Origin of the sequence: Afipia massiliensis (genome assembly GCF_014203115.1) — a bacterium.
Taxonomy (GTDB): Bacteria; Pseudomonadota; Alphaproteobacteria; order Rhizobiales; family Xanthobacteraceae; genus Afipia; species Afipia massiliensis.
In genome coordinates this window covers 278,836-302,626 of the sequence record NZ_JACHIJ010000006.1, presented here as the reverse complement: position 1 = coordinate 302,626, position 23,791 = coordinate 278,836, and the positions used below count along the sequence as shown (strand labels likewise).

Here is a 23,791-nt window from a genome sequence, read left to right as displayed (position 1 = left end):
TGATGTTGCGCTCAACCCTGATCGCCGCCGCCCTGCTCGCCCTGACGTCCGGCGCGGCATTCGCGCAGGCGGAACGAGACTCGCTCGCAGCTCCCGTGCTGCGCGCGAACGTCACTGTCAGCAGCGACGTGGTCCGGATCGGCGATGTGGTCGAGAATGCCGGAACCGCTGCGCAGATCGCCATCTTCCGCGCACCCGATCTCGGCACCACCGGATCGTTGCCGACGCAGCAACTGCTGACTGTGCTGCGCGCCCATGAGGTGATCGGCGTTCAGACCCGCGACATCCGCGAAGTCTCGGTGACGCGGTCGTCGCGTACGCTGGTCTCGAAGGAGATCGAGCATCAGATCGCCCGCGTGCTCGAGCGCCGCAACGGCCTCGGCGACGCCGCCAACATTTCGGTGACCTTCGAGCGCGACCTGCGCGAACTGCAGCTCGACTCTGCCCATACCGGCGACATGCGCGCCACCACCGTGCGGTTCGACCCGCGCAACGGCCGCTTCGACATCACCTTCGAGATCGCCAACGACGTCACCTACTCGCCGACCAAGCTTCGCTTCACCGGCACTGCGGTGGAAACCGTGGAAGCGGCGGTGCTCACCCGCGCCGTCGAGCGCAACGACATTCTCAAGTCATCCGACGTGGTGATCGAGCGGCGGCCGAAAGCCGAAGTCGGTAACGACGTCGCCAATCGCGACCGTTCGGTCGGCATGCAGGCCCGCAAGCAGATGCGCGCCGGACAGGCGCTGAAAGTGGCCGATCTCGGAAAGCCGGATCTGGTTTCGCGCGATCAGGGCGTGACGCTGATCTACGAGACGCCGGGCATCTATCTCACCGGCCGCGGCAAGGCGATCGACAGCGGCACCGAGGGCGACGTCGTCAACGTCGTCAACCTGCAGTCGAAGCGCACCGTTCAGGGCGTGGTGACCGGCCCAGGTCAGGTCTCGATTATCGTTCCGAAGCCGCGCCTCACCACAACCGCGGCCCTCTCGACCAGCGAACCGCCAGCCGCTCCCGCCCCTGAATCCAGAAAAGCCGAGTAACAGTCATGTCGAAGTCTCACGTGTTCAATCGCCTCATAGTCATCGGCAGCCTGCTGGCGCTCGGCACCCTGGCCAGCGGATGTTCGTCTCTCGATCGCCTCGCCGCGATCGGCGAAAAGCCGAAGCTCTCGGCGATCGACAACCCGACGACGCAGGCGGGCTACAAGCCGGTGTCGATGCCGATGCCCGCGCCGCAGCCGGCGTCATTCAATCCGAACTCGCTGTGGCGGAACGGCTCGCGCGCCTTCTTCAAGGATCAGCGCGCGCACCAGATCGGCGACATCCTGACCGTACAGGTCAACATCACCGACAAGGCCAACATCGCCAACGAGACCCAGCGCAGCCGCACCAACAGCGAGAACTCCGGCGTCACCAGCTTCTTCGGCATCAACAAGATCCCGGGCACCAACGCCGCGATCCCTCCCGGCCGCATGCTGACGGCGGACTCCACCTCGTCCAGCGACGGCAAGGGGTCGGTCAACCGGCAGGAAGCATTGCAGACCAACGTTGCCGCCGTGGTCACGCAGTTGCTGCCGAACGGCAACCTCGTGGTCGAAGGCAAGCAGGAAATCCGTGTCAACTTCGAAGTCCGCGAACTGATCGTCGCAGGCATCGTCCGGCCGGAGGACATCCAGAGCGACAACACCATCGACTCCAGCAAGATCGCACAGGCCCGCATCGCCTACGGCGGCCGCGGCCAGATCACCGACGTGCAGCAGGCCCGCTACGGCCAGCAGGCGTTCGACATCCTGCTCCCGTTCTAAGCACGACATAGAGGCGTGATCTTGAGCCGCTTTAAGAAGGAAACCACACCGCAATAAATGAGACGGCTCCCACCGTCTTTCTCTCGAGCTCCCACACCAGGCGGCGAACCTAGGCGCAGCACGGTGTTCACGACGCGGCCCTCATCAGCTCCCCTGATGAGGGCCGTGATCGTTTCAGGCAATGGCCTCGGCAGCCAGGCGGTCTGAACACGGCGAGGCGGCAGAGATTCACCCGCCCCTGGGGCCGGCAGCTACCTTTTGTTCGCCCGGCGGCTTCTCAATCTTCGTGCCGTAGCAAGCGTAACCTCGTGATTCCATCACCGTGTTAATCCAGTCGTACTCGTCGTAAGCGATAACCTTGGTGACCTTGTTGCTCGCAAAGAACGGTTTAAGGATCACGACGCTTTCAATAGGCAATGTTTTGTTGTCGGCGTCCGCCTTGAACGCGAACAGCAAGGTTGTGCCGCCGTCCGCGGACTTACCCAGCTCTGTCGATTGATGACAACCGAATCTGCGATAGCCGGCGTCAATCATTGCTTTCACAACGGCATCTCCGCCGGTGATGCTTGAACCTCCAAATACTTTGGCCACCGTTTCATCTTGAAGCACGAACGTCGACGCAAGAAGATTATTCAGCTTCGCCTGATCGGCGGCCACGACATCCTTGGCTCTCGTAACTGTTGCCAGCGCTCTGTTGAATTTCTCGGTGTTGGCCTGATTGACTCTATATTCGGGTTGATATTCGACGGAGCTGTCTGCCGGCGGAAATTGCTCGGCGACTTTTTTGGGATCGAGTCTTCGCGATTTTGGAGCGAAGCTCTGAAGGTCTTTCATGTTGGCCGCGGCCAGGGCGTAATCCGAGCCAAGACATTCCGTGATTTGGCCGACAGTCAGCTTTGAGTTGATCGCCTTGTAGCCGAGGCCGAACGGCACATCCTCCTCGTTGGAGAAACCAAGCTTCAGCAGCTCGGCTGCGATTTTAGAACATGTTGCGGCAATGTCGGTGGTGCTGAGCTCCTCACCTCCGTCCAACTGCTTCCGGAAAGCATTGCGGGCGGTTTGGGTGCCGTCCCGGAGAATGGACCGGATGTACTTGACCCTGATCGTGACCCGGCTGAATGCCGTTTGCACCACATATCTGTCCGCACCGAGTTCCTGGGTGAGGCTGTAGTTTTCGTCCGCATTGAGAGCGCTGAGAGTCTTCTTTAAGGGGTCTTCAGTCTCCTCGTACTTGCCCAACTTGCTGGATACCTCGGGCGAGATATTGCCCTTGAACATCGACCAAAGAGGCGGCACCAGACCCGCAACCCCGTATGTGAGGCTGGTCAGCCAGCCCGGCGTGTTGGTCGTTGAGAAACTGGCGATGCCGAGGACATAAAGCTTGCGCCCGCCATAAACATAAGTGTCATTCGGACAGGCTTCGCGGTTGTCCGGATCGAGCCTTCCATTCCGGACCGAGAAAACCGGAAGCAGAGCGACGGCCTTGTCAGAAAACTTGAGTTTGTCGGTCGCAGGATCTCTTGCCGGAAGCTCGTCTGCTATCACAATCAGATGTGAATTACTTTTGTTTCTCCGAATGAAAGCGTTTGCGACCGGATCGCTTGTCGGATCAGCCAGCTTTTTGCATTCGAAGGTGATTTGATAAATTCGGCGGTCACCCAGCTCAGTGGTTTTTCTGGGATGGCCGATACCCATTCCCAGAACAGGTTCTGCCGCCATGGAGGGAGTACAAAGAAAAGAAAACGAAAGCAGCGCGGCCCCAAAGACGCGTGACGTCATAATGATCCCCACAAAATGAAATTTCATCAAAAAACGAGGCAAGGCTAATATCTGCCGATAGTCAGGGCAAGACGTCCAGTCCCGGCCCGAGGTTCTCCATGAAGATATTTCGGAGCCATGAACCGGGATTATTCCTGATCTCCCCATTCAGGATAGCCGCTCGCCGGCTTCTTCCCGCAAAAGGCCGGGCATCCGACTGCAGCGCGGCTGAGTCGGTGTCCAACAGACCGCGGAAGTGATAATCTGACGCCATGCTCAACTGCGAACCGTTCAGCGCGCGGACAATCCCGCTGCTCGGCCGCCACTGAATGGGCGTGACGCCACCTCGCAGTTGCCGCAACCTCGAGCAGCCGACCGGTGAAGGAGGATGTGATGTACGCCGCCATTCGTCAGGGAAAGGCAAAAACGGGCATGGCAGAGGAACTGGCGCGCCGGATCAAGGAAGGCGCGATCCCGATCATCAGCGATGTCGAGGGTTTCATGGCCTACTATGTGGTCTATGCGCCGGACGACACGGTGACGGCGATCAGCATCTTCAACAATTTCGCCGGAGCGGAAGAGTCGAACAAGCGCGGGCTTGCGTGGATCGAGCAAAATCTCGCGCCGCTGCTCACCGGACCCGTTTCCGCGGTCGCCGGACCGGTCATCGTTCATACGCTGGCCTAGCGGCGGATACGCCGCGCCGACGGTCGCGGTCTTTCATACTGTAGAAATGCCGATCTGGCGCTCATCGAGCGTGCAGATTTACCTACGCGACAGGCACCCGAAATTCTTTAACTGACAGAGTAACCATTTGATCACCCTGCGGCACGAATGACGCGACCGTCGTTGGTTAGGTAACCATCATTGACCTATCTAAAGACCCAGGATTCATCACGGGCCGCAGCATGTTTCTCGATCAGCTCTCCGTCCTCGTTGCCATCGGCTTTTCTTGCGCATCGCTCGGCCTCACGTTCTTCATGATGTGGGCGATCGGGCGGTCCGAGAGGCATCTGCTGATGTGGGCGGGCGGCCTCGTGCTCATCGTCGTCGGCGTCGTTTTCTTCGGCGCCGTCGTCGAGCAGTACAATTCAGGACTCCTGCTGATATCCTTCCTGTTCCTGATCGGAGGATTTGGATTGCTCCATGCCGGCTGCGCCCGGTTTTGCTCGGGGCAAACCAGTTGGAGTTCAACAACTATATCCGTCGCTCTTTCGTTCATTCTGACATCGACAGCTTTTGCCCTGGGTTATTCCGGCGTAGGAACGATGATCGGCAACATCGCGATCGGCGTTCTTCTCGTTCAGACCGGACGCCATTACTGGCTTGCACGCGCGGAGTCGCCGCTCCTGATGGCTGCCAATGCGCTATTTTGTGTTGTCACAGCGGCGTCGTTCATCGCATGCGGTTACGCACTCGCCGAGCAGGGCCAGATCGTACTGACCTCCCGGCCTGCCAACTGGGCGGAAGAGATCAACTCGATCATGGCGATTGCCGGGCTGAGCGGCATGGGCGCCCTCTCTCTCACGCTCAATCAGATGCGCATCGCAAACGGCCACAAGTCGGATGCAATGAAAGACGCGCTGACCGGCCTTCTCAACCGGCGCGCATTGTTCGACGGGCGGATGGGGATCACGCCACCCGGAACGGCCGTCGTGATGATGGATCTGGATTACTTCAAGACGATCAATGATCGCTTCGGACATGATTCCGGCGACCGGATACTGATGGCCTTTGCCGATGTCATACACTCCAATATTCGCGCGAACGATCTTGCTGCGCGTATGGGTGGTGAAGAGTTTTGCATCATCATGCCAGACTCAAATCCGAAAGCTTCAGCCGCCGTTGCAGATCGCATCAGATCGCAAATTGAAGCAACGATCGTTCAAACGGAGAATGGACCCGTTCGGGCAACGGTCAGTGCGGGAATCGCCGTTCGTTCGCCAGAGCCGGAGACGCTCCAGTCGCTGCTCAGCAGAGCAGATACCGCGCTTTATGAAGCCAAGGCCTCCGGCCGTAACCGCGTTCAAATCTCCAGCTTCAGCCTTGCCGCGTAATCGGGCGAATGCCACTGGCTGAGCGGCGAAGAGGCCTGGATTCAACAACAACAACCGTCGGCCATGAACAGCGGTTCATAAAAATGTCTGTACCGCGCAGGGAACGTTTGGTTGCCGCTTCTGTTCTACTCTCGCTTTATTCAAAGGAGAGATACATGAGGAAGTTTGGTTTTGTTATTGCGGCCGCCGCTGCACTTGCGATTGCGGTTCCGTCGATGGCCAGCGCACAGAGCGTCGTTATCCAGACCGGCGAACGTGGAGTGCATCGCGGTCATCATTCTCATCATCACGGAGAGTATCGCGGCGCTCGCGCCCATATGCATCGTCATTACGGGCATCGCCATCACGGACATCGTCACGGTAAAAAGGTGATCGTTATCAAGCGCGGCCACGGTCACCATCATCACCATCGCTGATCAAACCGGATGAAGTGGCCCCTGACGGGGTCATTTCACCGATCGCAGACCTTCAAGAGAGTTATCGCGGGAGGCCGGAATGACGGATCGCCTTGCGGTGAAAGGCCAACAGGATCGTTGTCATATCGCGATGAACGCGGACGATGAGGTCCGTTACTGGACCAAGCACCTCGGCGTCACGAGGGAAGAGTTGCAGAAACTCATCGACAAGGTCGGCAACTCCGCCGCCGCAGTTCGCAAGGAACTTGGCGCATCGAAATCCGACAAGGCAAGCGCGGACAAGGCGAACATCAACAAGCAGCCTAGCTGAATGCGCGCCGCATGAGCGCGCAATAAGAACTCGGGCCCACCTCAGATCATTCAACAGCGCTTAGCGTCGCGGGCCGTAATTGCGGACACAGGTCGCGTTAAGCCCTGACGCCGCCGCTTTACATTGCCGATAGCTGCTGTACTTGCAGTCACCCGGACCGGGCGAACTCTTCAGGCAATACCGGTAACCCCGCGCATCGGCGGTTGTTGCCATGAGCGAAGTTATGGCGAGCGATACCGCTGCGATCAAAAACATCCTCACGATTTCCTCCGTCTGTTTTGTTGTCGCTAATTCGCGACCAGCGCGCATGTTCCGGAGCGGCATGAAAAAGCCCGATGGTCTTTCGGACCACCGGGCTTGATACAATTGTCGCGAAGGTAGCGGCGACGCCCGCTATTCGTCGCGATAGACCTTTTCGCGCTTTTCGTGCCGCTCCTGCGCCTCGACCGAGAGCGTCGCGATGGGGCGCGCTTCCAGCCGCTTCAGCGAGATCGGCTCGCCGGTTTCTTCGCAATACCCGTAGGTATTTTCTTCGATGCGCTGCAGGGCGGCATCGATCTTGGAAATGAGCTTGCGTTGACGGTCGCGCGCACGAAGTTCAATGGCGCGATCGGTCTCTGATGAAGCGCGGTCGGCAAGATCAGGATGATTGACGTTTTCTTCCTGAAGCTGCTGAAGCGTGGTCTTCGATTCCCGGAGAATCTCCTCCTTCCAGTCGAGCAGTTTCCGGCGGAAATACTCCCGCTGACGCTCGTTCATGAAAGGCTCTTTTTCAGAGGGCCTGTAGTTCTTCAACTTTTCCAAGTGCGGTCCATGTCGACGTACAAGGCGGACGGAATATGCCCGTTCGCGCCGCAGCTTATATAGCGGCGGCTTGTGACAGACAATATCGCCTGTGGGCCGGAAAACCCGGGAATCCCCGGTAACAGGGGCCTTCCACAGGGAACCCTGCCCGGCCTTTCCGGGCCAAAGGCGCCGTTAGCCGCCGGCGGACTGACCCGCCTTGGCAAGTTCGACTTCCACCCGCAGCTCGATTTCGGACAGTACCTGGTCGAGTCCCGGATCGCCGGAGGTGGTTTTCAGCTCTGCTGCGGCGGTGCGCAGGCGGGCGACTGTCGTTGAGTCGAACGCCCCGGCCAGCAGCCCGATCTTGAGGTCGTCGAGCACATCCAGCGCGGTCCGGCCGCGGGCAACCGAGCGCCGGCGGCGTTCCGTAGAGTCTTCGACACCCTGCATCGCCAGCAGCGCATCGATTCCGCTGGTGGCGCGCGGCGCTGCAGCAGAGCGGGTCTCCGCCGGCGTGCCGATATCGCCAAGGGAAAAGGCCGTCGAGCTTGAGCGCCGCGCGTTTGCCGCCGGCGACGCCAGATTGGCTCCATTCGGTCCATAAATTCGCATCGTGCTATCTCGCAACGGATTGGGACCGCTGGCGTGACGCCCTGATTGGTCCACGGCCCAAAGTGGCGGTTTATGGTTAATGAGAGGTAAACAGCCCGGCAATTTATGCCGGATACGGCAAGTTCGGCGCGCGGGCGGAACTGCCCCAGCCTCCCTCTCCATAAAATTTCATAATAAATACAGATGCTTGCCTTCTTTCCCGCTCTGGCACGGCCCTCGCATAGTTAATGATGGACCAGTCCCGTGGGGAGCACGGAACAGTCCGCAAAGACCTCAGCGGGGAGCAGAGGATGTTTCGGATTTCTCAGGCAGCCTGCATGGCCATCGCCCTGCTGACCGCCGTTATCGGCGCCTCGGGTGCGCCGGCTCATGCGACGTCGCGGATCAAGGATCTCGCGAACATCGAAGGCGTGCGCCAGAACCAGTTGATCGGCTACGGTCTCGTGGTCGGCCTCAACGGCACCGGCGATACCCTCAACAACATCCCCTTCACCAAGCAGTCGCTGCAAGCGATGCTCGAGCGCATGGGCGTCAACATCCGCGGCTCCACCATCCGCACCGGCAACGTCGCCGCCGTCATGGTGACAGGCAACCTTCCCCCGTTCGGCACCCAGGGCACCCGCATGGACGTTACCGTGTCGGCGCTTGGCGACGCCAAGAGTCTTCAGGGCGGCACCCTCCTCGTCACGCCCCTGCTCGGCGCGGACGGCAACGTCTATTCGGTCGCGCAGGGCTCGCTGGCAATCGGCGGTTTTTCGGCCGAAGGCGCCGCCGCCAGCGTCACCAAGGGCGTCCCGACCGTCGGCCGCATCGCCAACGGCGCGATCATCGAACGCGAAATCGAGTTCGCGCTGAACCGCCTGCCGAATGTCCGCCTTGCCCTGCGCAACGGCGACTTCACCACCGCCAAGCGCATCGCCGCCGCCGTCAACGACTACCTCGGCACCAAGACCGCCGAGCCGGTCGATCCCTCCACCGTGCAGCTCAGCATTCCGGCCGAGTTCAAGGGCAACGTAGTCGCGCTGCTGACCGAGATCGAGCAGTTGCAGGTCGAGCCGGATCTCGGCGCCAAGATCATCATCGACGAACGCTCCGGCATCATCGTGATGGGCCGCGACGTGCGCGTCGCCACCGTCGCGGTGGCGCAAGGCAACCTCACGGTCACGATTTCGGAAAGCCCACAGGTCAGCCAGCCCGCGCCGTTTTCGCGGGGCCGCACTGTGGTCACACCGAACACACGCGTCGGCGTGCAGGAAGACGGCAGGAAACTCGCTGTCGTCAAGGATGGCGTCTCGCTGCAGCAACTCGTCGATGGTCTCAACGGACTCGGCATCGGTCCGCGCGACCTGATCGGCATCCTGCAGGCCATCAAGGCGTCCGGCGCGATCCAGGCCGACATCGAGGTGATGTGATGAGCATCACCCCGACCACGACACGGGCTCCGACGACCTTCACCGGTGGACGTCCCGATCTTCTGCTGCAGGACGCGCTGACGAAAGTCTCGCCGCAGGCGCAGGCCAAAGCTAAAGGCCAGGCGCAGGATTTCGAGGCGGTGTTCCTCAACTCGATGTTTACGCAGATGATGAGCGGCATCAAAGGCGACGGTCCCTACGGCAACACGCCGGGCACCGGCATCTGGCGCTCGATGATGACCGAGCAGTATTCGAAGTCGTTCGCGCAGTCCGGCGGCGTTGGAATCTCCAGCGACGTTTACCGCACCCTCATCCTTCAACAGGCCAATCGCGCGGCGTAAGCGCCGGAAGGGACACCTCATGACCCCTCAACAGCAAAACTCCAGAGCGCCCGCATCTCTCGACCCGGCATCGACACCGGTCGAAGCCCGCCAGCTCGCCGAAGGGCTGATGAAGATCATGAGCACGCTGCTCGGGATCGTGGAACGCGAGACCGAGCTGGTCCGCGCCGGCAATGTCCGCGAAGCAATGGCGCTCGATGCCGAGAAAGGCGAGATGTCGCGGCAGTATGTCGATGCGATCTCGAAACTGACGCACAGCCGCGATTACCTCAAGCAGTCCACGCTTGAACTGCTGACCGCGCTGCACCGTCATCACGACACCTTCCGTGCCATGCTTCAGGTCAATCTCACGGTGCTCGCGACGGCGCACGCCGTCTCCGAGGGAATCATCCGCGGCGTCAACGGCGAAATGCAGCGGAAAAGTCTTCCGAACGGTTATACAGCCGCTGGACAACGCGCGATGCCGGGACCGCGTCACGTCACCCCGCTGACCGTCAGCCGTTCGCTGTAAGCTCCTTCTCCTGATCGACCGCGACGCAGCTCATCGCACCGCCATGGGCCGCGTCGTGTTTGCATTGCGCATATGGCAGCGCGAAACGCAGACGTTTTGATTTAAATCACCGCAGCAACATAAGGATTGGCTTCAGAGAGTTCCGTCATGTTCGGAACCGGAGGGTTGGGGTTTGACTCAAGGGAAAGCCAGAGGCTGCCATGAGTACGGACTTCAACATCAAACCGGTGGGGGCATCGGTTATCGCAACATACGTCGATCCTGCGTTCAACGCAGCGAAGACGGCTGTCCCGACGCAGCTTCCGCCTGACAAGGCCGTCACAGCGCCGGACGCGCCCCTGCACGTGCGCAACAATCCCCAGGCCGAGACCGATCGGCTCTCAAAGCAGGTGGTGATCGATCGCGCCGCGGCTGAAATCGTCTATCGAACCGTCGACAGCGCGACCAGCCTGGTGGTCCGCCAGTATCCGGACGAAGCGCGGCTGCGCGCACGCGCCTATCTGCGAGCGATGGACATCGCCCGCGAGGACAACATGCGCCGGAATACCGATCTGAGAGTTTGAGATTCTGTCCGAGGCCGCGACCGTAAGGATCAGCTCTGCTTGGCGTAGGCCGTCTCGAGTGACTGGGTGCCGTTGTTGGTCATCACCGTCTTGATCTGCGCCGTGCCCTGCTTCGTCAGCATGAACTTCGAGTCCCCGATCCGGAAGGAGTTGTCGCGGATCAGAACCTCCTGATACTTCGTCGTGGCGCCGCTCTGGTATCTGACCTTGGCGCGGAATCCGATGACGTCGGACACCTGGATGCTGAAGGACTCGTTGTTGGCGTACTTGCCAGTCCAGTTGCCTTCGTAGCTTGCGGCATCGACAGGCACATAAGGGCCTTTCGAGTAGTTGACGTTCGCGCCAACCGCCACGTAGTTCGCCGATATGATGCCAAGGAGGTCAGCCACAGCGCAATCCGCTCGTTATGCCCGGCCGGATAATCCAGCCGCCAGGTTGCAGTTGATATCGATCAGCGGCTGGAGTTTCTCGCGCTGCGGATTGAGCTGCAGTTCCGCGGTTTGCGTCAGGACGAAGGTACCGATGTTGGCAATGTTCTGACGAACCTCGATGGTCTGCTGATTGTCGTCGCTGGTGACGGCGCTCAGCAGGATTGCCCAAAGCTTGCGATTGAACAGCAGCGCCGCGGCGAACTCGTCGTCGGTGCGGCCGAGATTGTTCACGATGTCCTGTAACTTGTTCGCTGCCTTCAGCAGAGCCTGCGCCTCGATCTCCCGTGGAGATGCCGTGGTTTGAGCGGTCCGAGCATAGGCAGCGTGAGACATGTATTACCTCGAGAGGAGTTCTTCTTCGCGCTTCATCAGTTTCCTGATTTCTCTTAGAGCTTTGTAAAGATCACCGTTTAAAATATGATTACTTGCGGCTTCAATGTGTTCGCGGGAACTTGGTACCGCCTCGAGCATGTCCCGCACGAAGCCAAGATAGAGTTCCTGATATTTCGGAATGTCATCTTCGAGATACATCTGCTGAACGCAGAGATAGATTCGCTTGACCGGCGTGTTCGCGGTCTCGGCCGTCAGAATGTCCTTCTCGCGCAGGATCGGCGTATCGCCGTCGATCAGGAATGTCGCGCGGTGCTCGGAATTGGTGATGACGCTCTGGCCGATCACGATTCGCTCGAACGGCTTGAGCTCGACTCTGAGAGGCACGTTCTGTCTCCCTTGCTCTGTGGCTCCTGTCAGGCTGACGCTTGCCAGTTCAGCTCAAGAGCAGTAACGGCAGTTTACGGCGCAAAAGAAGCGGCGAAGTGCCCCTCGCCGCTTTCCTGTTCTAATCCTTAGCCTTCTCTTAAGTTCTGAGAAGCTGAAGCACGCTCTGCTGCGACTGGTTGGCCAGCGCCAGCGCGGACACCGCGATCGACTGGCGCGTCGACAGCGCCTGACTGTTGGCTGCTTCCTCGTTGGAGTCGGCGATGGTCAGGTTCGTCGATCCGGTCTGCAGCACGTTGATCAGGTTCTTCGAGAAGTCCTGGCGGATCTGCACGATCGACAGGTTCGAACCCAGCGTTGACGCCTGCGAGCGCAGGAAGCTGCTCGCGTAGTTGAGCGCGTCGAGCACCTTGTTGGTCGCGACGTTGTCGATGAAGTCGGTGCCGGAGGCCAACGCGCCAAGACCAAGGCCTGCGGGATCAAGATTGACGCCGGTGATGTTCAGCGTGGACTTGCCGGTTTCGTTGAACACCAGCTTGAGCTGGTCGCCGTTCAGGAGGTTCACACCGTTGAACGACGCATCCTGCGATGTCGTTTTGATCTGGTTGATAATGTTGTTGTACTGCGACACCAGGCTCGCGCGCGTGGCCTGCGAGTTGGCTTCGGCAACCGGGGCTGACACGATCACGCCCGCAAACAGCTCGCCCGCTGCCGTCGCCGTGCCGCCGAGTGCGCCGATCGTCGAGGATGCGGCATCGTTGGACGTGGTGATGGTGATCGCACCAGTCGAATCGATGCTGGCCTGAAGGTTGTTCGGCAGCAGCGCGGCATTGAGCTGGTTGATGGTGGAGACCTGTCCGACGCCGTTACCAAAGACGATGTTGGTGGCCGGTCCACCCGCGGTTGATGGAATGGTCAGTGTCTGGCCGGAGAACGTATAGGTCGGCGGCGTGGTGCCGGTCGAGAGGCCGAGCTTGGCGAGCACGCTGCTGGTACCGCCGAAGGTGATGCTGTTGGCGGTGTCGGCCACCGCGTTGCTGACGGTCAGCTGATTGCCCGCGATGCTCGACGTGCCGCCCGTGATGCTGTTGATGGCGCTCAGGATGGTCGCCACGGTGCCGCCGGTGGCGCTGGACAGGCTGATCGAAACGTTGCCGGTGACCGGATCGGTCGTGGACGCGGGGTCGGCGCCCACACCGGTGACGAACGAGATCGTCTTGCCATTGACCGTGAACGAGTCGCCGTTGGCAAAACCGGCGGCGGCCAGCGTGGTGGCAGGTGTCAAGCCGCCGGCGACGACAATGCCAGTCACGCTAGCGGCGGTATCCGGCAATCCGAGCAGGTTGGCGCCCGTCGCCCCGGTGTTCGGACCTGTCGTCAGGCTTGATTTGGCGTAGCCGACATTGGTCTGAAGTGCCTGATTGGCGATCGACTTCGCGCTGTCGATCAGCTTCTGCAGCGAGGTGATGCCGGTGTTGGCGGCCTGCAGGACCTGCACGCCGTTGCCGATACCGTCGAGCAGGTTGTTGATGTCACTGGCGCGAGCATCGAGCCCGGCGGCTGTGAAGTAGTTGGTCGGATTGTCGAGCGCCGAGTTGACCTTCTTGCCCGTTGCAAGCCGGTTCTGGGTGGTTGCCAGCAAATCCGCCGTTGCCTGAAGCGACAGCAAATTCTGGCGAACTGACGCCGAGAGCACGATGTCGGACATGATGGTACCTTCCTTAAGTATGCGAAATGCCGACAACCCGAATCGGCAGGTGCAGCATGGAGAACGGCTTCTTTCCCCAATTCTTAGGAGGCACGGTTTAAATTATGGTTAACAGCGGCTTAAATATCGTCCTTTACAAAGCCTTAATGATGTAACCGCCCTGCCCGGCCGGCGGCACAACGGACAACAAAAAAAGCGGCGGGGTTTTCCCCGCCGCCTGATTTTTGTTCGGTATAGTCCAGATCAGCGGAGCAGCTGAAGAACGCTCTGCTGCGACTGGTTGGCCAGCGACAGCGCGGACACGGCGATCGACTGGCGGGTCGACAGCGCCTGGCTGTTCGCCGCTTCCTCGTTGGTGTCGGCCAGCGTCAGGTTGGACGAACCGGTCTGCAGCACGTTGATCAGGCTCTTCGAGAAGTCCTGACGGGTCTGCACGATCGACAGGTTCGAACCCAAAGCCGACGCCTGCGAACGCAACGTGGTGCTGGCGGTGTTCAGAGATGCCAGAATCTTGTTGGTCGCCGCGTTGTCGACGAGGTCGGTGCCAACGGACAGCGAACCAAGACCGAGGCCCGCCGGGTTGAAGTTGACGCCGGTGATGTTCAGCGTCGACTTGCCGGTTTCGTTGAACACCAGCTTGAGCTGGTCGCCGTTCAGCAGGTTGACGCCGTTGAAGGACGCATCCTGAGCCGTCGTGCGGATCTGATCGATGACGTTGTTGTACTGGTTCACCAGGCTGGCGCGGGTTGCCTGCGAGTTCGGATCAGCAACCGCCGCAGCGGCTGTCGCACCGGCAAACGCCGCCGCCGTGCCGCCGATGGTTCCGATATTCGCTGACGCGGCATCGTTGGAGGTGGTGATGCTGATCTTGCCAGTGGTGTCAATCGACGCCTGCAGGTTGTTCGCCGACAGAGCTGCATTGAGTTCGTTCAGGGTCGAAACCTGACCAGCACCCGTACCAAAGGTGATGTTGGTCGCAGTGCCGCCGCCGGTTGCACCGATGGTCAGCGTCTTGCCCGTCACCGTCGAGGTCGGCGCCGTCGTGCCGGCGGTGAGGCCGAGCTTGCTCAGCGCGCTGCCGCCAAGGACGATGCTGTCGGTCGTGTTACCGGCGGTAATCGTAGCAACGTTCGCAGCGATGGCGAACGTGCTGCCGGCGCCGACGATGCCTTCGATAGCGGACTTCAGCGTCGCCGTCGTTGTGTTGGCCGGACCGGCACCATTGGCCAGGTTGATGGTGACGTTTCCAGTTGTTGCGTCGGTCGTCGATGCGGCTGCACCAACGCCACCCGTGGCGAACGTAATCGTCTTTCCGTTGACGATAAGCGTATCACCGTTGGCAAAGCCGCCGCCAGCCGCAGCGCTCAGGTCCGCACCGGTCGCGAGGGTCGCAACGACGGTGCCAGACCGTGTCGCGGCCGTATCGGGATTGCCGAGCAGGTTGGAAGCGGTCGCGCCGGTGGTCGCAAGCGACGTCACGGACGACTTGGTGTAACCGACGGGGGTCTGCAGCGCCTGGTTGGCGATCGACTTCGCGGTATCGACCAGCTTCTGCAGCGAGGTGATGCCGGTGTTGGCGGCCTGAATGACCTGCACGCCGTTGCCGATGCCGTCGAGGAGGTTGTTGATGTCGCTGGCGCGGGCATCGAGGCCGGCGGCAGTGAAGAAGTTGGTCGGATTGTCGAGAGCGGTGTTGACCTTCTTGCCGGTGGCAAGGCGGGTCTGGGTGGTCGACAGGAGGTCGGCGGTCGACTGGAGCGAGAGCAGGTTCTGACGAACCGAGGACGAGAGAACGATACCGGACATGGAACTACCTTTCTGGTGTTACGCAACGTGTACAAGCGTGTCGCCGATTTCGATCAGCGGACCGGTGCACATTGGGAGCAACAGTCTAAAAAGATATGAACCGGTCCGGTCCAAGTGTCGGCATTAGACCGCGGTGCGGGCACCGCGGTAATTCGCAAATACCTTGATCCGACAAGGGTATTTTTTAAACCCATCTCCGTCTGGTCGGCTCGGCGTTTACCTCGCGTTAACCATAACGCGAAAGGATCGCCGCACTTGCCGGACCCAGTTGAAACCGGCGCGCACGGGAGAACCGCCATGGCTTTGAAGGTCGAACTCAAGCCGCACGAGAAGATCATTGTCGGCTCGTGCGTCATCACAAATACCGATCAGCGTGCAAAATTCCTGATCGAAGGAGAGAGGCTGCCCGTCTTGCGAGAGAAAGATATCCTGACACCGGACACCGCCGACACACCGGCCAAGCTGATCTATCTGGCGGTCCAGCTCATGTACATCTCGCACGATCCGCAGGAACACCACGCGGTGTATTTCGACGTGATGCGCGATTTCCTGAGCGCCGTGCCGAGCGCCGCCGGCATGGTCGAGGAAATCAATAACTGCATCTTAAGCGGCGACTACTATAGAGCCTTGAAGGAATCGAAGAAGCTGATCGCTTACGAGAAGCGGCTCCTCGATCTGGCCCGCGGCCAGGGTGCGGGAACGACCGAAGCCGGCCTCAGCAGCGCCGCCGCTTAACACCACACGCAGACCCACATGCGAACAGGCCTCCAGAAGGAGGCCTTTTTCGTTGTCGGGACTGGTTTTCGTTCTCGGGGATAATGGCGAGACGATTGCCCCGGCGGCGTGAAGATACCCGCCGGTCTTACAGGAACTTCACCAGGCTCATTTGATAGAGCGAAGCGGTCGTCTGATACGACGCCTGCAGGGCGGTCTGAAAGGCAAGAATTTTGGCGGCAACTTCGTTGTCGTTGATGCCCTGGATCGAATCCAGCATCGACTGCGCGACTGCGCCGGTCTGGGTCTGCCGATCCTTGGCCGCCTTGATTGCCGCCTGCGCACCGGCGAAATCCGCCTGAACATCCTGAATCGACTGTGTTCCCGGATGCACGGCAAGGTTATCGACGATGCGCGAGTTCAGCGCAGTCAATTGTCCGTTCGCGTTCGGGTTGCTCGCATTCGTCGTCACCGCGGCATAGACCGCGATATTCTTTAGCGCCGCGACAAACGCATGTTCATTGGCGCGCGCGCCATACTGCACGCTGATCGACTGATCGACACCCGCCACCGCCGTTCCGCGTGCTGGATCGGTGCCACTTTCCCCGATGTACCAGGAAACGGTGTTGGCCGGCGTGCCGTTCATGAGCGCCGTCGCGGTATTGAACGGAGGACCGCCGACACGCAACGGCGGCGACGAGCTGAAGAAATTGTCCGATGCCGTGATCGCCGACGCGGCCACCAGTGACGTATTTGCCAGCGTGCCGACTGCCGTGTTGAGTGCCGCATTGAGGTTGGCCGCGGTCGCCGTCGAATTGGCGCCGATAGCAAAGCTGCCCGCAGGAGTCGGGGTCGCCGTCGAGGCCGTGAGTTCGACCGTCTCCGACGTTCCGTCGGGAAGAGCGAACGTAAACCTGACCTTCTCGCCATCGGCCGGATTGGTCGCGCCGAGATCAACGGACATTTCCGAGGGCGCGCCGGGAGGCGCCGCCGGAGGTGCAGGGCCGGTGACGGTCCCGCCGGTCAACGTCGACGTGATGGCGCTCAGCTTGAAGCCGAACGGAGATCCCGCAACGTCTTCGCCGATTGTCACCGATGTCGGCGACGGCGACGTAATCACGAGGCGGCCCAATCCCGTGGTGCCATCGGCCTGACCGCGCTCGTCGATCAGCTGATTCAATCCGGCCTGCGTCCCGCTGCCCTTGAGGATGACATCGGCGGGCTGCGTTGCCGGCGTGTCGGTGGCGCGGCCGGAGAAAAGATAGCGGCCGCCGACTTCGGTGTTGAGCAGCGCGATCACCTGCGTGAACGACGCCATAGCCGTTTTCTGACCGGCGGTTCTGCCGGCGTTGTCAAGCGTCAGTGTGGCGCCGGCCGCGGCGGCCTTGACCTGGCTGCTCGCGCTGCTAATGCCTTGCAGCGACAGGTTCGCGATATTGATGCGCGTGTTGAGCAACGTCCCGGTGTTACTGTTGCTGGCAATGCCGGCGAGCTGCGCGCGCAAACCCGTCGCCACACCCGCGTCGACGCCAAGACCCGAATAGGTGATCGACTTCTTTCCGGTCGCAAGCTGCTGCGTCAGGGTATCGAGCTGACTCTTGAGGTTGATGATCGACGAGCCGAGATAAGATGTCCGGCCGCTAACGCCTTCGATAGTCATGAGACCCTCACAGTATCTGCATCAATGACTGGAACATCGAATTGACGGTGGACATCACCCGCGCATTTGCTGAGTAGGCATTTTGCAACGACAGCAGGTTGGCCATTTCCTCGTCGATATCGACACCGGACACTGAATCCATTTTCTTTTGCAGCGTGTTCAGCACGACGTCCTGACCGTCGGAGAGCAGTTGTGCCGACGCCGCAGCATTCCCCTGCAAGCTCGTGAACTGCTGCGTGAAGCCGAGAAGCGTGCCCTTGTAAGGCGACGCGTTCGATCCGATGCCGGTCGACGCCGAATAATTGAAGCTGCCCGATGTCAGTTGCGACAGAATGTAATTCGAACGCGTGGTGTCGCCGGCAGATGTTGCCGGGCCGTAGACGACCAGGCGTGATGGATCGGCCAGCAATCCTGAATTGACGGTGATGCGTCCGGCAAGACCCGTCTGCTGCGAACCCGACGCGGTGATTGCACCGGAATAGATATGTCCGCCATCGGTGAACAACGGCAGTTCCGGTCCGCCGCCATTCAGCGAGGTCGCCGTCGTCGTCACCGACGCCGCATTGATGTCGGCCATGCCGCCCGCGCCGTCGTCGAGCACGCGCAGCGTCGATCCCGACGGATTCGAAAATTGAACGCCCGTGCTTCCGAGCGCCGCGTTGAGCTGCGTCAGGACCGACGCCATGCCTCCGGAAAAATCGACGCCGATCACCTTGTCGTTCGGGTTGATCGTTGCATTGTCCTTCAGCGGCAGCACGCTCGGATCATCCACGCGGATAATTGAAATGCTGTGCTGGGTGTTGGTGATCGTATCTGTATAGGTCAGATTCACGACGTTGCCGGACTGAAGGCCTGACAGGTCGAGATCGAAGCCGGCCGGTGTGCCGGGCGGTGGAGCGGGTGACGCCGGCGGATACGCCGTACCGCTTGTCGTCCTGTCGGACAGCGCGCTGGCCATCGCCGCGGCGAGCTGATCGACCTGGGCCTGCGCCTGCACCAGCGACTTGTCGCGCAGTTCGAGATAGGCTGCGATCGCCCCCGAGCGAATCGAACCGCTCGAGATCAGATCGATGCTTCCGCCGTTCGCATAGCTGATGGAAATCGAACCGAGCGAGCTCTTGGTCGGATCGGCATTCCATTGCGTATTCGGCGTCACTGTGCCTTGTGCATTGAACAACAGTTGCGCCGCGTCTGAGCCGCCGACGAGCTGTACGCCCGACATCGTGTAGACGGAAACCTGATCGCCGTTCCCCGGCACGACACGCACATCCATCAGTTGCGATAGCTGCGTGATGTACTGATCGCGCTGGTCGAGCATCGCGGCGGTCGACGCATCCTGCCCGAGGTTGCCCTGCAGCTGTCTGTTGATGCTGGCGATCTGGCTCAATGCGTTATTGGCCACCGACACGGCATTGGTCAGCCCCAGCTCGGCGCTATTGCGCAATCCCTGGATACCCTGCGACGTTGCATTCAACTGCTGCGCCATCGACTGCGCGGCGTTCATCACGCCGATCCGCGCCGATTGGGAATCGGGGCTGGTCGAGAGTGCCTGAAGCGCCGAGGTCAATGCATTGAAGCTCCCTTCCAGCGTCGACGCGGAGTCCGGATCGCCGTAAATGCTTTGCAGATTATTCAGGAAGCTCGCGCGCGTGCTCGCATAATACGCGCCCGACGTTTCGGTCCGCAGCTGGGCCTGGATATATTCGTTGAGTGTCCGGTTGACGCCGATGGTCTGGACGCCGGTGCCGGTCGACATCTGCACCTGGTTGGTCGTCTTGCGGACGTAACCCGGTGTTTCGGCGTTCGCGACGTTGGACGAAACCAGCGACATTGCTGCCTGGTTCGCCCGCAGGCCGGACATCGCGGTTGATAGAGCTTGGCTCAGACCCATAACATACTGCCCATCTCAGGTCGCATCACGCGACGGTACGCTCGCGACTATCGCAGGACGTTCAGCAGATCCTGCGCCATGGTGTTTGCTGTCGTGATGACCTTGGTGTTCGCAGAGTAGGCCTGCTGCGTCACGATCAGCTTGGTGAACTCGTCGGCGATGTCGCTGTTCGAGCCTTCGAGCGCCGAGCCGGTGATCGAACCGCTCTTTCCGAAGATCGCGGCGCCGGACTGGTCAGTCACCTCAAACGCGCCGCCGTCGATGCGCTTGAGGAAGTTCGCGCCGTTGAACGTCGCCAGCGTGATCTGCGCGAGGTCGATGTTGCGGCCGTTCGAATAGCTGCCAACCACGCGGCCGTTATCGCCGATCGCGACCGTCTGCAGCGAACCCGCCGGGAAGCCGTCCTGGCGAATTTCGTTGACCTGTGCATTGCCGTTCGCGTCGGCGAATGAGGTCAGGCCGCTGACGCCGAAATTGACGGTGACGTCGCCGAGCGTGATGCCGTTGATGTTCGGTGTGGTGAGGACGACCGAAGCAACCGCCGGCGTGAGTTGACCGTTCGCGCTGAAGGAGAAATCGGTGCCGATATTCTGCCAGGCCGTCGCGGTGCCCGTCGCATTCGGATTGACCTGATAGAACATGTTCCATTTATCGGTATGGCCCGGTCCGAGCGTCGAACTGTCCATCTTGGCCCAGCGGAACTGGATGCTCACCGGCGAGCCGGAAATGTCGTAGCCGGTGGTGGCGCCGCCCGCGATCGATTGTGAAATGAATGTCGCCGCGTCGGAGCCGATGACCACTCCGGCGCCCGCCGTACCGCCACCCAGGCGGTTCACGGCCACAGGGCCCGAGAAGCCCAGAGCGGCGAAGGCGGTCGCGTTGCTTGAACTGACCGTGAGGTTGCTCGTCAGGCCGGTGTGCAGCGAGACCGCGCCGGCGGTGACCGTCGAATTCAGTGCCGCGTTCCCGCTCAGTCCGTCGATCTTGTCGAGCAGTTGATCGACCGTGCTGTCGATCGGGATGTTTGTTGCGTCATTGACGCCGGGGGGCAGCGCCGTGGATGCGGCGGTAAAGGTGATGGTGTTGCCGTTGACGGTAATGGTGTCGCCGATTGCGAAACCTGCCGCCAGCGAGTTGGTGTTCGCCGCGCCCGACAGCGCGGTCGAACCGTTGATCCTGGTCGGTGTGGTCAGCGCGCTGTTGACCGGCGTGCCGCTGGCCGCGTTATCGAGGTAAGGCAGCGGCGGCGTACCGACCGTGCTCGGATTAGTGGTGAAATCGCCGACGTTGATCAGTTCCGAACCCGGAACGGACTTATCGTGCTTGGTGGTCAGCGGATATGCAGCCAGGTTGGCGCGGTAGGTTACCGTGGTGGTCGGCTGGGCAGGCAGGAAGTCACCGCCGAATTTCAGAACCTGCGGGTTGCTGCCGGTGACGTTGCCTGTCGTCGGATCGATCGGGAGGCCTTCGAGATAGTAACCGGCGCCGTTGACGAGATAACCGTTCTTGTCGAGGGTGAAGTCGCCGCGGCGCGTGTAGTTGTCGACGCCGTTGAAGATCGGGTTGTTGTCGGTGAAGCTGCCCGGCTTCTGAACCACGAAGAAGCCGTCGCCGCTGATCGCCATGTAGGTGGCAACGGCAGCCTTCTGAACGTCACCCTGCACCGTATTGGTTGCGCGCGATGAGGTCGCAACGCTGCCGGCAAGCTGGTTGTTGTTGCCGGTCTCGGGAATGAGGTCGAGAAAACTCGTATCGATGCGCTTGAAAGCGGTCGTCTGCGAGTTCGCGATGTTGCCGGAGATGTTTTCCAGCGCGTAGGATTGAGCACGAAGACCCGCGACGGATGTGTTTAGAGCGCCAAAGAGACCCATTACATTATCTCCAACTTCGATCCGGGCGGCCTACCGGTGCCCAACGTTCACGGCCGCATTCGAAGAAGAGATCGCAAGCTCTGTGCCAACAGTGTTAAGCAAGCAAAATCAGCCACTTAAAAGAAATGCCCCGGCCAGATGACCGGGGCACAATTGCCTAGCGGGCAAGAATTGCCGCGCGATATCAGGTCGATGAGCCGTCCGCAGGTTTGAACGTCAGCGCCAGCCCGTTCATGCAGTAGCGCAGTCCGGTCGGCTTCGGGCCGTCGTCGAACACATGGCCGAGATGGCCGCCGCAGCGTCGGCACAGGGTTTCGGTCCGCACCATCATCATGGTGCGATCGGACTTCTCGACGATGGCGTTCGGCAGCGCCTGATAGAAGCTTGGCCAGCCGGTGCCGCTTTCAAACTTCGTCTCGGACGCGAACAGCGGCAGATCGCAACCCGCGCAGGCGAAGGTTCCCTTGCGCTTTTCCTTGTTCAGCGGGCTCGAGTACGGGCGCTCGGTTCCGGCTTCGCGCAGCACATTATACTGAGCCGCGCTCAACTGCTTGCGCCACTCCTCCGGAGTCTTCTCGATTTCGAATTTTGCGGCGGATTTCTCGCCAGCGCTGGCGTTGCCGAGGCCAAGCCAGCGGAATGCCGAGAACGCAGCGAGACTCATCGCGGATGCGAGCAGGATACGGCGGTCGATCATCGTCAAAGCTCCGTGCAAATCGGGAAACAGGCTGTCCATCACGATCTACGATCCATGTCGCGGAAAGTTACAGCATCGCCCTCACGGCAGGCTCACTTTCCCGCGAGGCGGCAACGCCCGTGCAGACGCGCCTGCTTCGATAACCCCGCCGCCGGCGGGTTATTCACCCGATTTCGTTCGCGCGCTAGGCGCCGCCCGAACCGCGGCGATCTTCATGCATCGCCGCCGACGCGTGCTGCCGCGCAACCGAGGCCTGCGCCTTGGCGGATGCGATCCGCGCCTCCGTGGCATATTCCCGCGCCTGTTCCCGGCTGCGGGCGCGTTCGCGGAATCGCGACAGTGCACCGGCTGCGGCGGAATGGCCGCGCGTCCATAGATCGATCGCCTGTCCCGCGATGCGCCCGGCCGATCCGCCGGCCCACACCAGTTCGAATGGCGAAAACAGCCGCCAGCGATCATCGCCCGACAGAATGCTCCGCGCGAGAAGCTGACCGCCCATCGCCGTCGTGTTCAGTCCCTGACGGCCGAAGCCGCTGAGAATCCAGAGGCCCGGCTGAACTTCGCCGATCTGCGGCATGCCATGCACCGTCTGACCGAACATCCCGCCCCAGGTGTCTGCGATCTTGACCGGCCCGAGCCTCGGGAAAATCGCGGCGATACGGCTCTCGATGCGTTTGGCATAACGCCGCGGATCGCCCTGCCATGTCGTCTCGGGACTGGACCACAGCAGCCTGTCGCCATCGACGATGCGAAAATGATCGATGCCGTGGGTGTCGCTCACCGATCCCTGAAAAGCCACCGCGCCGGCAAGTCGTTCGCCGAGCGGCTCCGTCAACGCGGCATAACGCCAGGTCGGCAGCAGCGTTGCGGTGAGACGCTGGCTGGGCGCGCCGAGATGTGCATTGCCCGCAAGCACGACATGAGAGCAGCGCAGTTTTGCCGATGGCGTAAACACGCGCTTGCGGATACCGGCCGGATCGATGCCGACCACCGGCGTATCCTCGAAGATCCGCACGCCTTCGGTTTCGGCGAGCGCCGCGAGACCATGAACATAGGACCGCGCGTCGATCTGGAACGCCTTCGGAAAATGAATCGCATGGAAGTAGCGATCCGTCTTCAGCACTTCGCGCACACGATCGGTCTGCCAGCCTTCGACCTCTGTGCCGAAATCCTCGCCGAGCGTCTGCAATCGGCTGATGAGTTCGTCGCCGGCATCTATTCTCGAAACTTCGAGCGCGCCGTCCGTCAGCGCAATGCCCTGCATGCGGGCCGCGGTGGCGCGGACATAATCCGCGCCCTCTTGCGCAAGCGTCCACAGATGACGCGCATCCTCGAAGCCGACACGCTCGATCAGGTCGGAAGCCGCGACGCCGTATCCGGGCATGACGGTGCCGAGATTGTGGCCGGACGCGTTCCAGCCGATGCTGCGGCCTTCGAGTACCGCCACGCTCGCGCCCTTGCGGACCGATTCAAGCGCCATGGTCAGGCCGGCCAGCCCTCCTCCGATGACGCAGATATCGACATCGAGATCGAACGTCAGCCCCTGACGGCTGGACACGTCAGCCGGGGGATTTGCAGAAGATTCTTCCATGCCGATTGTTCCGAAAAGCGCAGGCCGTGACGCGTTTGTTTTCTGGGTGTAACGGCACTCGCGCCCGTCACAGGTTCTGCGTAAGCTTGTACACTATTCCGCGCCGTGCCCTAGTGCACCAATTCAAAACTG

General features: G+C 60.9%; 26 protein-coding genes. 11 read left to right on the top strand and 15 right to left on the bottom strand.

The genetic code is table 11. From position 1 onward, the window contains the following. Nucleotides 1–2: 2 nt before the first annotated feature. Together flgA and flgH are read left to right on the top strand one after the other, a co-directional pair. A complete protein-coding gene (gene flgA, locus HNQ36_RS21005) occupies nt 3–1,043 on the top strand; it encodes a flagellar basal body P-ring formation chaperone FlgA (protein WP_184088335.1) in 1,041 nt (346 codons plus the stop codon). A 5-nt stretch (nt 1,044–1,048) separates the two neighbouring features. After that, the gene (flgH, locus tag HNQ36_RS21000; protein WP_184088333.1) at nt 1,049–1,807 is read left to right on the top strand and encodes a flagellar basal body L-ring protein FlgH; all 759 of its coding nucleotides are present in this window, start codon (nt 1,049–1,051) and stop codon (nt 1,805–1,807) included. 228 nt (nt 1,808–2,035) lie between these two features. Here the strand turns inward: flgH and HNQ36_RS20995 are convergent, their stop codons facing one another. Continuing rightward, the gene (locus HNQ36_RS20995; protein WP_184088331.1) at nt 2,036–3,586 is read right to left on the bottom strand and encodes a hypothetical protein; all 1,551 of its coding nucleotides are present in this window, start codon (nt 3,584–3,586) and stop codon (nt 2,036–2,038) included. A gap of 372 nt (nt 3,587–3,958) precedes the next feature. On the opposite strand from HNQ36_RS20995, the gene HNQ36_RS20990 reads away from it, so the two are divergent. Both HNQ36_RS20990 and HNQ36_RS20985 read left to right on the top strand, forming a co-directional pair. Then, nucleotides 3,959–4,252, top strand: coding sequence for an antibiotic biosynthesis monooxygenase (locus HNQ36_RS20990; RefSeq protein ID WP_184088329.1), 294 nt, complete (start codon nt 3,959–3,961; stop codon nt 4,250–4,252). A gap of 221 nt (nt 4,253–4,473) precedes the next feature. Next, the gene (locus tag HNQ36_RS20985; RefSeq protein WP_184088327.1) at nt 4,474–5,622 is read left to right on the top strand and encodes a GGDEF domain-containing protein; all 1,149 of its coding nucleotides are present in this window, start codon (nt 4,474–4,476) and stop codon (nt 5,620–5,622) included. Nucleotides 5,623–5,762: 140 nt separating this feature from the next. Here HNQ36_RS20985 and HNQ36_RS26610 read toward each other — a convergent pair whose 3' ends face one another. Continuing rightward, nucleotides 5,763–6,032, bottom strand: coding sequence for a hypothetical protein (locus HNQ36_RS26610; protein ID WP_184088325.1), 270 nt, complete (start codon nt 6,030–6,032; stop codon nt 5,763–5,765). A gap of 85 nt (nt 6,033–6,117) precedes the next feature. Here HNQ36_RS26610 and HNQ36_RS20975 point away from each other — a divergent pair, with 85 nt between their 5' ends. Beyond that, entirely contained in the window at nt 6,118–6,348 is a 231-nt protein-coding gene (locus HNQ36_RS20975; RefSeq protein ID WP_184088323.1) for a DUF3606 domain-containing protein, read from the top strand. 60 nt (nt 6,349–6,408) lie between these two features. On the opposite strand, the gene HNQ36_RS20970 is transcribed toward HNQ36_RS20975, so the two are convergent. Next, nucleotides 6,409–6,561, bottom strand: coding sequence for a DUF3551 domain-containing protein (locus HNQ36_RS20970; protein WP_246395481.1), 153 nt, complete (start codon nt 6,559–6,561; stop codon nt 6,409–6,411). Here HNQ36_RS20970 and HNQ36_RS20965 point away from each other — a divergent pair. Further along, entirely contained in the window at nt 6,560–6,709 is a 150-nt protein-coding gene (locus tag HNQ36_RS20965; protein ID WP_184088423.1) for a hypothetical protein, read from the top strand. The two genes, HNQ36_RS20970 and HNQ36_RS20965, sit on opposite strands and share 2 nt — an antisense overlap. Before the next feature lie 32 nt (nt 6,710–6,741). On the opposite strand, the gene dksA is transcribed toward HNQ36_RS20965, so the two are convergent. Both dksA and HNQ36_RS20955 read right to left on the bottom strand, forming a co-directional pair. Then, the gene (gene dksA / locus HNQ36_RS20960; RefSeq protein WP_170978692.1) at nt 6,742–7,107 is read right to left on the bottom strand and encodes an RNA polymerase-binding protein DksA; all 366 of its coding nucleotides are present in this window, start codon (nt 7,105–7,107) and stop codon (nt 6,742–6,744) included. 219 nt (nt 7,108–7,326) lie between these two features. Continuing rightward, nucleotides 7,327–7,746 carry a flagellar assembly protein FliX gene (locus HNQ36_RS20955; RefSeq protein ID WP_046827060.1) on the bottom strand — a complete coding sequence of 140 codons (420 nt, stop codon included), beginning with the start codon at nt 7,744–7,746 and terminating at the stop codon, nt 7,327–7,329. Nucleotides 7,747–8,036: 290 nt separating this feature from the next. Here HNQ36_RS20955 and HNQ36_RS20950 point away from each other — a divergent pair, with 290 nt between their 5' ends. The 4 genes from HNQ36_RS20950 (at nt 8,037) to HNQ36_RS20935 (ending at nt 10,573) form a co-directional block, all read left to right on the top strand. Continuing rightward, nucleotides 8,037–9,158: a flagellar basal body P-ring protein FlgI gene (locus HNQ36_RS20950; protein ID WP_184088321.1), complete on the top strand. Its 1,122-nt coding sequence runs from the start codon at nt 8,037–8,039 to the stop codon at nt 9,156–9,158. Further along, complete coding sequence (flgJ, locus tag HNQ36_RS20945; RefSeq protein WP_046827062.1) at nt 9,158–9,499, top strand: flagellar assembly peptidoglycan hydrolase FlgJ; 342 nt, start codon at nt 9,158–9,160, stop codon at nt 9,497–9,499. The genes HNQ36_RS20950 and flgJ overlap by 1 nt, the downstream gene beginning before the upstream one ends. A 19-nt stretch (nt 9,500–9,518) precedes the next feature. Beyond that, nucleotides 9,519–10,010: a hypothetical protein gene (locus HNQ36_RS20940; RefSeq protein ID WP_184088319.1), complete on the top strand. Its 492-nt coding sequence runs from the start codon at nt 9,519–9,521 to the stop codon at nt 10,008–10,010. Nucleotides 10,011–10,210: 200 nt separating this feature from the next. After that, nucleotides 10,211–10,573 (top strand): hypothetical protein, encoded by a 363-nt coding sequence (locus HNQ36_RS20935; protein WP_184088317.1) that lies wholly within the window; start codon nt 10,211–10,213, stop codon nt 10,571–10,573. A 29-nt stretch (nt 10,574–10,602) separates the two neighbouring features. Here HNQ36_RS20935 and HNQ36_RS20930 read toward each other — a convergent pair whose 3' ends face one another. The 5 genes from HNQ36_RS20930 to HNQ36_RS20910 form a co-directional block, all read right to left on the bottom strand. Continuing rightward, nucleotides 10,603–10,962, bottom strand: a complete 360-nt coding sequence (locus HNQ36_RS20930; protein WP_184088316.1) for a hypothetical protein — start codon at nt 10,960–10,962, stop codon at nt 10,603–10,605. A 15-nt stretch (nt 10,963–10,977) separates the two neighbouring features. Continuing rightward, entirely contained in the window at nt 10,978–11,337 is a 360-nt protein-coding gene (flaF, locus tag HNQ36_RS20925) for a flagellar biosynthesis regulator FlaF (protein WP_184088315.1), read from the bottom strand. A gap of 3 nt (nt 11,338–11,340) precedes the next feature. After that, entirely contained in the window at nt 11,341–11,721 is a 381-nt protein-coding gene (gene flbT / locus HNQ36_RS20920; RefSeq protein WP_046827066.1) for a flagellar biosynthesis repressor FlbT, read from the bottom strand. A gap of 139 nt (nt 11,722–11,860) precedes the next feature. After that, entirely contained in the window at nt 11,861–13,429 is a 1,569-nt protein-coding gene (locus HNQ36_RS20915; RefSeq protein WP_184088314.1) for a flagellin N-terminal helical domain-containing protein, read from the bottom strand. 243 nt (nt 13,430–13,672) lie between these two features. Continuing rightward, the gene (locus tag HNQ36_RS20910) at nt 13,673–15,235 is read right to left on the bottom strand and encodes a flagellin N-terminal helical domain-containing protein (RefSeq protein WP_184088313.1); all 1,563 of its coding nucleotides are present in this window, start codon (nt 15,233–15,235) and stop codon (nt 13,673–13,675) included. A gap of 297 nt (nt 15,236–15,532) precedes the next feature. On the opposite strand from HNQ36_RS20910, the gene flbT (HNQ36_RS20905) reads away from it, so the two are divergent. After that, complete coding sequence (gene flbT / locus HNQ36_RS20905; RefSeq protein ID WP_184088312.1) at nt 15,533–15,970, top strand: flagellar biosynthesis repressor FlbT; 438 nt, start codon at nt 15,533–15,535, stop codon at nt 15,968–15,970. A gap of 127 nt (nt 15,971–16,097) precedes the next feature. On the opposite strand, the gene HNQ36_RS20900 is transcribed toward flbT (HNQ36_RS20905), so the two are convergent. The 5 genes from HNQ36_RS20900 to HNQ36_RS20880 all read right to left on the bottom strand — a co-directional run bounded on the left by HNQ36_RS20900 (nt 16,098) and on the right by HNQ36_RS20880 (nt 23,659). Then, nucleotides 16,098–17,609 (bottom strand): flagellin, encoded by a 1,512-nt coding sequence (locus HNQ36_RS20900; protein ID WP_184088311.1) that lies wholly within the window; start codon nt 17,607–17,609, stop codon nt 16,098–16,100. A gap of 7 nt (nt 17,610–17,616) precedes the next feature. Then, entirely contained in the window at nt 17,617–19,500 is a 1,884-nt protein-coding gene (gene flgK, locus HNQ36_RS20895) for a flagellar hook-associated protein FlgK (RefSeq protein WP_184088310.1), read from the bottom strand. A gap of 47 nt (nt 19,501–19,547) precedes the next feature. Beyond that, on the bottom strand, nt 19,548–21,371 hold the full coding sequence (locus tag HNQ36_RS20890) for a flagellar hook protein FlgE (RefSeq protein ID WP_184088309.1): 1,824 nt from the start codon (nt 21,369–21,371) through the stop codon (nt 19,548–19,550). Between the two features lie 184 nt (nt 21,372–21,555). Next, nucleotides 21,556–22,068, bottom strand: a complete 513-nt coding sequence (msrB, locus tag HNQ36_RS20885; protein ID WP_184088307.1) for a peptide-methionine (R)-S-oxide reductase MsrB — start codon at nt 22,066–22,068, stop codon at nt 21,556–21,558. 184 nt (nt 22,069–22,252) lie between these two features. Next, a complete protein-coding gene (locus HNQ36_RS20880) occupies nt 22,253–23,659 on the bottom strand; it encodes an NAD(P)/FAD-dependent oxidoreductase (RefSeq protein WP_184088305.1) in 1,407 nt (468 codons plus the stop codon). Nucleotides 23,660–23,791: the final 132 nt, after the last annotated feature.

Excerpts from the sequence above, each read along its gene's own strand:
- flgA (WP_184088335.1), top strand. The coding sequence starts at position 3 with ATGTTGCGCTCAACCCTGATCGCCGCCGCCCTGCTCGCCCTGACGTCC.
- HNQ36_RS26610 (WP_184088325.1), bottom strand. The coding sequence starts at position 6,032 with ATGGTGATGATGGTGACCGTGGCCGCGCTTGATAACGATCACCTTTTT.
- HNQ36_RS20880 (WP_184088305.1), bottom strand. The coding sequence starts at position 23,659 with ATGGAAGAATCTTCTGCAAATCCCCCGGCTGACGTGTCCAGCCGTCAG.
- dksA (WP_170978692.1), bottom strand. The coding sequence starts at position 7,107 with ATGAACGAGCGTCAGCGGGAGTATTTCCGCCGGAAACTGCTCGACTGG.
- HNQ36_RS20985 (WP_184088327.1), top strand. The coding sequence starts at position 4,474 with ATGTTTCTCGATCAGCTCTCCGTCCTCGTTGCCATCGGCTTTTCTTGC.
- flbT (WP_184088312.1), top strand. The coding sequence starts at position 15,533 with ATGGCTTTGAAGGTCGAACTCAAGCCGCACGAGAAGATCATTGTCGGC.
- HNQ36_RS20935 (WP_184088317.1), top strand. The coding sequence starts at position 10,211 with ATGAGTACGGACTTCAACATCAAACCGGTGGGGGCATCGGTTATCGCA.
- HNQ36_RS20965 (WP_184088423.1), top strand. The coding sequence starts at position 6,560 with ATGAGCGAAGTTATGGCGAGCGATACCGCTGCGATCAAAAACATCCTC.
- HNQ36_RS20970 (WP_246395481.1), bottom strand. The coding sequence starts at position 6,561 with ATGGCAACAACCGCCGATGCGCGGGGTTACCGGTATTGCCTGAAGAGT.
- flgK (WP_184088310.1), bottom strand. The coding sequence starts at position 19,500 with ATGGGTCTGAGCCAAGCTCTATCAACCGCGATGTCCGGCCTGCGGGCG.
- HNQ36_RS20890 (WP_184088309.1), bottom strand. The coding sequence starts at position 21,371 with ATGGGTCTCTTTGGCGCTCTAAACACATCCGTCGCGGGTCTTCGTGCT.
- HNQ36_RS20990 (WP_184088329.1), top strand. The coding sequence starts at position 3,959 with ATGTACGCCGCCATTCGTCAGGGAAAGGCAAAAACGGGCATGGCAGAG.
- flgJ (WP_046827062.1), top strand. The coding sequence starts at position 9,158 with ATGAGCATCACCCCGACCACGACACGGGCTCCGACGACCTTCACCGGT.
- HNQ36_RS20910 (WP_184088313.1), bottom strand. The coding sequence starts at position 15,235 with ATGTCCGGTATCGTTCTCTCGTCCTCGGTTCGTCAGAACCTGCTCTCG.
- HNQ36_RS20900 (WP_184088311.1), bottom strand. The coding sequence starts at position 17,609 with ATGACTATCGAAGGCGTTAGCGGCCGGACATCTTATCTCGGCTCGTCG.
- flgH (WP_184088333.1), top strand. The coding sequence starts at position 1,049 with ATGTCGAAGTCTCACGTGTTCAATCGCCTCATAGTCATCGGCAGCCTG.
- HNQ36_RS20975 (WP_184088323.1), top strand. The coding sequence starts at position 6,118 with ATGACGGATCGCCTTGCGGTGAAAGGCCAACAGGATCGTTGTCATATC.
- HNQ36_RS20940 (WP_184088319.1), top strand. The coding sequence starts at position 9,519 with ATGACCCCTCAACAGCAAAACTCCAGAGCGCCCGCATCTCTCGACCCG.
- HNQ36_RS20950 (WP_184088321.1), top strand. The coding sequence starts at position 8,037 with ATGTTTCGGATTTCTCAGGCAGCCTGCATGGCCATCGCCCTGCTGACC.
- msrB (WP_184088307.1), bottom strand. The coding sequence starts at position 22,068 with ATGATCGACCGCCGTATCCTGCTCGCATCCGCGATGAGTCTCGCTGCG.
- HNQ36_RS20955 (WP_046827060.1), bottom strand. The coding sequence starts at position 7,746 with ATGCGAATTTATGGACCGAATGGAGCCAATCTGGCGTCGCCGGCGGCA.
- HNQ36_RS20915 (WP_184088314.1), bottom strand. The coding sequence starts at position 13,429 with ATGTCCGACATCGTGCTCTCGGCGTCAGTTCGCCAGAATTTGCTGTCG.
- HNQ36_RS20995 (WP_184088331.1), bottom strand. The coding sequence starts at position 3,586 with ATGACGTCACGCGTCTTTGGGGCCGCGCTGCTTTCGTTTTCTTTTCTT.
- flaF (WP_184088315.1), bottom strand. The coding sequence starts at position 11,337 with ATGTCTCACGCTGCCTATGCTCGGACCGCTCAAACCACGGCATCTCCA.